Source organism: Thermoflexus sp. (assembly GCF_040289485.1).
Lineage (GTDB): Bacteria > Chloroflexota > Anaerolineae > Thermoflexales > Thermoflexaceae > Thermoflexus.
In genome coordinates, this window is the sequence record NZ_PSLG01000101.1 from 1 (window position 1) to 4320 (window position 4320).

The window sequence follows — 4320 nt, forward strand, 5'->3', positions numbered from 1 at the left end:
TGGGTGGGCGTGGGCGCCGGTCGGGGGACCAGGGGGCCCGGGCCGACCAGGAGCCAGAGGCCGAGCCCCAGCACCGCCAGGAAGACCGCCCGGGCCAGCCCGCCCAGCACCTCCATCCAGGCCATCTCCCGCTCCACCCGGAAGAAGGCCCGGACGAAGCGCCGGTAGGCCCGCGCGACCTGCCCCAGGGTGATCCCCAGAAGCAGCGCCACCGCCCCATAGAGCACCGGCGCCAGCGGTTCCAGCCATCCGCGCAAGGGATCCATCACGGCCCCAGCCGTCGAAGCACGCCCCGGAGGACAGCCTGCATGCGGGGGACCAGGATGCGGCCGGCCTCCAGGACCTCCTCATGGCGGGGGGGGTGAAAGGCCTCCGGGTTCAGCACGTTGGAGATCCCCGAGAGGCCCAGGACGCGCATGCCGGCGTGCCCGGCCACGATGACCTCCGGGACCGTGGACATCCCCACGGCGTCGGCGCCGATCAGGCGCAGGAAGCGCACCTCGGCCGGCGTCTCGAAACTGGGCCCGCCCAGCATCACATAGACGCCTTCATGGACCGGGACGCCCTCGGCCTCGGCGGCCGCCCGGGCCAGGGCCCGCAGCGTCGGATCATAAACCTGGGAGAGGTCCGGGAAGCGCGGCCCCCAGGCGGCCTCGTTCGGGCCCCGCAGGGGGTTGACCCCGGCCATCCCCAACAGCCCGATGTGGTCACGGATGAGCATGAGATCGCCCGGCCGAAAGGCCGGGTTCAGGCCGCCGGCGGCGTTGGTCACGATCAGGGTCCGGATCCCCAGCAACTGCATCACCCGGATGGGGAAGGTCACCCGCTGGATGGAGTAGCCCTCGTAGAAATGGGCGCGGCCCTGAAGGACCATCACCGGGTGGCCCTCCAGCCGCCCCATAACCACCTGCCCGGGGTGCCCCTCCACGGTGGCCGCGGGGAAGCCGGGGATCTCGGTGAAGGCCATGCGATCGGCCTCCGACACCGCCTCGGCCAGGGCGGCTAGGCCGGAGCCCAGCACGATCCCGATGCGGGGCCGGTGGGCCGTCCGCTCCCGGATCCAGGCGGCCGCCGCCTCGTATTCGGCCCGCGGGATGGCTTCGTGGACCCACATCGTGCGCCTCCGATCGGCCAGCCGATAGAGGGGCGCGGCGGGCTTTCCCCTTAACCGGAATCCTCTTGGCGTTTGCGCAGCGCCCGCCGTTTCTCCTCGAACTCGGCCTCGGTGAGCAGGCCGCTGCGCCGCAGCGCCTCCAGTTGGGCCAGGAGCGCCGTCGTCTCATCCACCGCCGGGGCCTCCAGCCCCAGCCGCTCCCCCAGAGCCGCCTTCTGGTCCAGCATCACCTGCTTAAAGCGCAGCGGGTCCGCGATGCGGTTCAGCCGGTTGACCCCGATCTCGCTCCCCGTGAGGATCTCGATGTCCCCGTAGTTGAACAGCCGGCCGAGGAGGGACTGGCGCAGGACCACGTCGTTGACCTTCTCCAGAGAGGAGTCGATCACGCTCTTGTTGAGGATCCCCCCCACCTGGATCACCCGCCGGTTGGTCACCAGATACACCTCGTTCCACCAGCGGAGGAGGGCGCGGATGAGCAGCGTCAGAGGGACCAGGGTCAGGGCCAGGCCAGCCACCGCCAGCGGCAGGGCGAAGGCGGGCCACAGGATCCCCCCAGCGACGGTGAGGCCGATCAGCAGGCCGGTGGGGATCCCATAGCCCAGGATCGGGCGGAGGAGGACCAAGGGGTGCTGGCGGGTGCGGAAGACGATGCGCTCGTTCTCGCCCAGCAATCGGTCAACGTAGCCCATCGGGGGCCTCCCCGGCGGTCCCAAGCCGGCGGGTCGGGATCGCCTCCATGATCTGGAAAACCAGTTCGTAGCGCCCCATAGGGGGCATCACATACAGGCCCTGGACGAACGTGGCCAGCTCGGCCGCGACCTCCTGGGCGATCCGGAGCCCCTCGAGGCGGGCGCGGGCTTCCCCCGCCCGCCGCAGGCGCTCGCGGACCGCCTCGGGGACCATGATACCGGGGACTTCGTTGTGCAGGAACTCGGCATGGCGGAGGCTGACCAGGGGGAGCACCCCCGCCAGGAGGGGGATGGGGAGCGACCCCTCCGCCTCCTCGTAGCGCCGCAGGAAGTCCCGCAGGACCTGCGGCTCGTAGACCGGCTGGGTCATGAGGAAATCTGCCCCGGCGCGGATCTTGCGCCGCAGGGCTTTGATCTCCCGATCGACATCCGGGGCGTTGAAGTTCAGGGCCACGCCGACGAAGAAGGCCGTCGGCCCCCCGATGGATGCCCCGGCATGGTCCAGGCCGGCGTTGAAGCGTTCCTTGATCAATTTCACCAGTCCGGAGGGGACGATGTCCATGGCATCGGTGGCCTCCGGGTAATCCCCCTGGGCGGGCGGGTCGCCCCTCACCACGAGCAGGTTGCGCACCCCCAGGGCGTGGATGGCCAGCAGGTCCGACTGGATCCGGAGGAGGTTGCGGCCGCGGGTCGGGAAGTGCAGGATGGTCTCTATCCCCACGTGGTTCTGGACCAGGAAGGCCAGCGCCCACGGGCTCATGCGCAGGCGGGCCATCGGGCTGTCGGCGATGTTGAGGACGTCCACGCCGCCGGCTTTCAGCGTGCGGGCGACCTCCAGCAGCGCGCTGGCGTCGTGGCCGCGGGGAGGGTCCACCTCCACGCTGATCACGAAATGGCCCTCCCGCAGGCGGCGGGCCAAGTCCGTGGGCGGCGCCGCCGCCGGGGCCGGCGGCGGGCTGGGGCGGAGGACGGGGATCAACGTCGCCGAGCGGGAGGCCCCGTGGTCCTCCAAGATCGGGCGCATCGCCGCGATGTGCGCGGGCGTGGTCCCACAGCACCCCCCGATCATCCGAACCCCTAGGCTCAGGAAGCGCTGGGCGTATTCGGCGAAGTAGGCAGGCGTGGCCGGATACCGGAGCCGCCCGGCGGCCATCTCCGGCCACCCGGCGTTCGGCATCACCACCAGATACGGCGGGGGCCCTCCGGCCTCGGCCACCACGGCTGCCATCTGGCGGATCACCGGGAGCAACTTGGCCGGGCCGACGGAGCAGTTGGCCCCAAGGACCGGGACGCGGAGGTCCAGCAGGGCACGGGCGACCTCCTCGGGGCTGTGCCCCATCACCGTGTGGCCGTCCTGGGCGAAGGTCATCTCGGCGATCAGCGGCAGGTCCGGGGCGACCTCCTGGGCGGCCCGCACCGCCTCGAGGAGTTCAGGAAGGGAAGAGAAGGTCTCCAGGATCAGGGCGTCCACGCCGGCTTCGACCAGGGCCTGGATCTGTTCCCGGAAGGCCTCGTGGGCCTCCGCCGCCCGAACCCGGCCGAGGGGGGCAAGGGGGACGCCCAGCGGGCCCACGGAGCCGGCGATCCAGACCGGGCGGCCGGCCTCGGCGGCCGCCTGCCGGGCCAGGGCGACGCCGGCCCGGTTCAGGTCCGCCACCCGATCCTCCAGCCCATGCTCGGCCAGGCGGTAGCGGTTCGCGCCGAAGGTATTGGTCTCCAGGAGCGCCGCCCCCGCCTCCAGGTAGGCCCGGTGGATCTCCCGCACCACCTCCGGCGCCTCCACGTTCAGCGCCTCATAACAGCGGTCGAAGGGAAAGCCTCGGGCGTAGAGCATCGTGCCCATCGCGCCGTCGGCAAGCAGCGGCCCCTGCGCCAGCCGCTCCAGCAAGGATGACGGACGCATCTCCCTTCCCTCCGTGGAGGTGGGGCCCCCTCCGGGCTCCCCGCCCTGGGGGACACCGCGATCGGGTGCGAACCGTATTTTAACATCATCCCCCGGTTTGACAGGTCGCCGCGTCCCCCGTATACTGGCATGCCCGGATCGGGCGCGTCGGCTTGACCGTCCTCCTGGGGGGCGGGTATAATTGGGGACGGATGCGCCGACGTAGCTCAACCGGTAGAGCAAGCGCCTTGTAAGCGCGAGGTTGCGGGTTCGAATCCCGCCGTCGGCTTGGCACGGGCGGGTACCCAAGTGGCCAACGGGGCCTGGCTGTAAACCAGGTGGCGGAAGCCTTCGGGGGTTCGAATCCCTCCCCGCCCACTCGGCCCGGCGCAGGGCCCTGCGCCCTTTTCTTGTTTTTGAAAACGGGCCCACGTAGCTCAGGCGGCAGAGCACACCCTTGGTAAGGGTGGGGTCACGGGTTCGAGTCCCGTCGTGGGCTCCTGATCCCCCAACAAAGGGTCTCGTCGTGGGCGCCCCGCCGCGCCCCGAGGTTCTTTCATTATTTTTGAAAACTGCTTTGCAGGAGGGGAGCGATGGGGAAGGCGATGTTTGTGCGGGCGAAGCCGCATGTGAAT

At 70.6% G+C, this 4320-nt stretch carries 3 protein-coding genes, 3 tRNA genes and 1 pseudogene; 3 read left to right on the forward strand and 4 right to left on the reverse strand.

All coding sequences use genetic code 11. The features are described from left to right. From C4313_RS11130 to C4313_RS11145, 4 genes and pseudogenes are all read right to left on the reverse strand, one after another. A pseudogene (locus tag C4313_RS11130) lies at positions 1-266 on the reverse strand (hypothetical protein); the annotation flags it as partial. Beyond that, positions 266-1114, reverse strand: a complete 849-nt coding sequence (locus tag C4313_RS11135; RefSeq protein WP_352429931.1) for a purine-nucleoside phosphorylase — start codon at positions 1112-1114, stop codon at positions 266-268. The gene C4313_RS11135 and the pseudogene C4313_RS11130, both read right to left, overlap by 1 nt. Before the next feature lie 50 nt (positions 1115-1164). Further along, complete coding sequence (locus C4313_RS11140; RefSeq protein WP_352429932.1) at positions 1165-1803, reverse strand: PH domain-containing protein; 639 nt, start codon at positions 1801-1803, stop codon at positions 1165-1167. Next, positions 1790-3706, reverse strand: coding sequence for a bifunctional homocysteine S-methyltransferase/methylenetetrahydrofolate reductase (locus C4313_RS11145; RefSeq protein ID WP_352429933.1), 1917 nt, complete (start codon positions 3704-3706; stop codon positions 1790-1792). The genes C4313_RS11140 and C4313_RS11145 overlap by 14 nt, the downstream gene beginning before the upstream one ends. A gap of 195 nt (positions 3707-3901) precedes the next feature. Here C4313_RS11145 and C4313_RS11150 point away from each other — a divergent pair. From C4313_RS11150 to C4313_RS11160, 3 genes are all read left to right on the forward strand, one after another. Further along, a tRNA-Thr gene (locus tag C4313_RS11150) sits at positions 3902-3974 on the forward strand. Between the two features lie 6 nt (positions 3975-3980). Beyond that, positions 3981-4063, forward strand: a tRNA-Tyr gene (locus tag C4313_RS11155). Positions 4064-4111: 48 nt separating this feature from the next. Beyond that, positions 4112-4184: transfer RNA gene (locus C4313_RS11160), tRNA-Thr, on the forward strand. Positions 4185-4320 lie beyond the last annotated feature (136 nt).

Bases quoted from the DNA above. Each gene is read 5' to 3' on its own strand.
- C4313_RS11140 (WP_352429932.1), bottom strand. From the start codon at position 1,803: ATGGGCTACGTTGACCGATTGCTGGGCGAGAACGAGCGCATCGTCTTC.
- C4313_RS11145 (WP_352429933.1), bottom strand. From the start codon at position 3,706: ATGCGTCCGTCATCCTTGCTGGAGCGGCTGGCGCAGGGGCCGCTGCTT.
- C4313_RS11135 (WP_352429931.1), bottom strand. From the start codon at position 1,114: ATGTGGGTCCACGAAGCCATCCCGCGGGCCGAATACGAGGCGGCGGCC.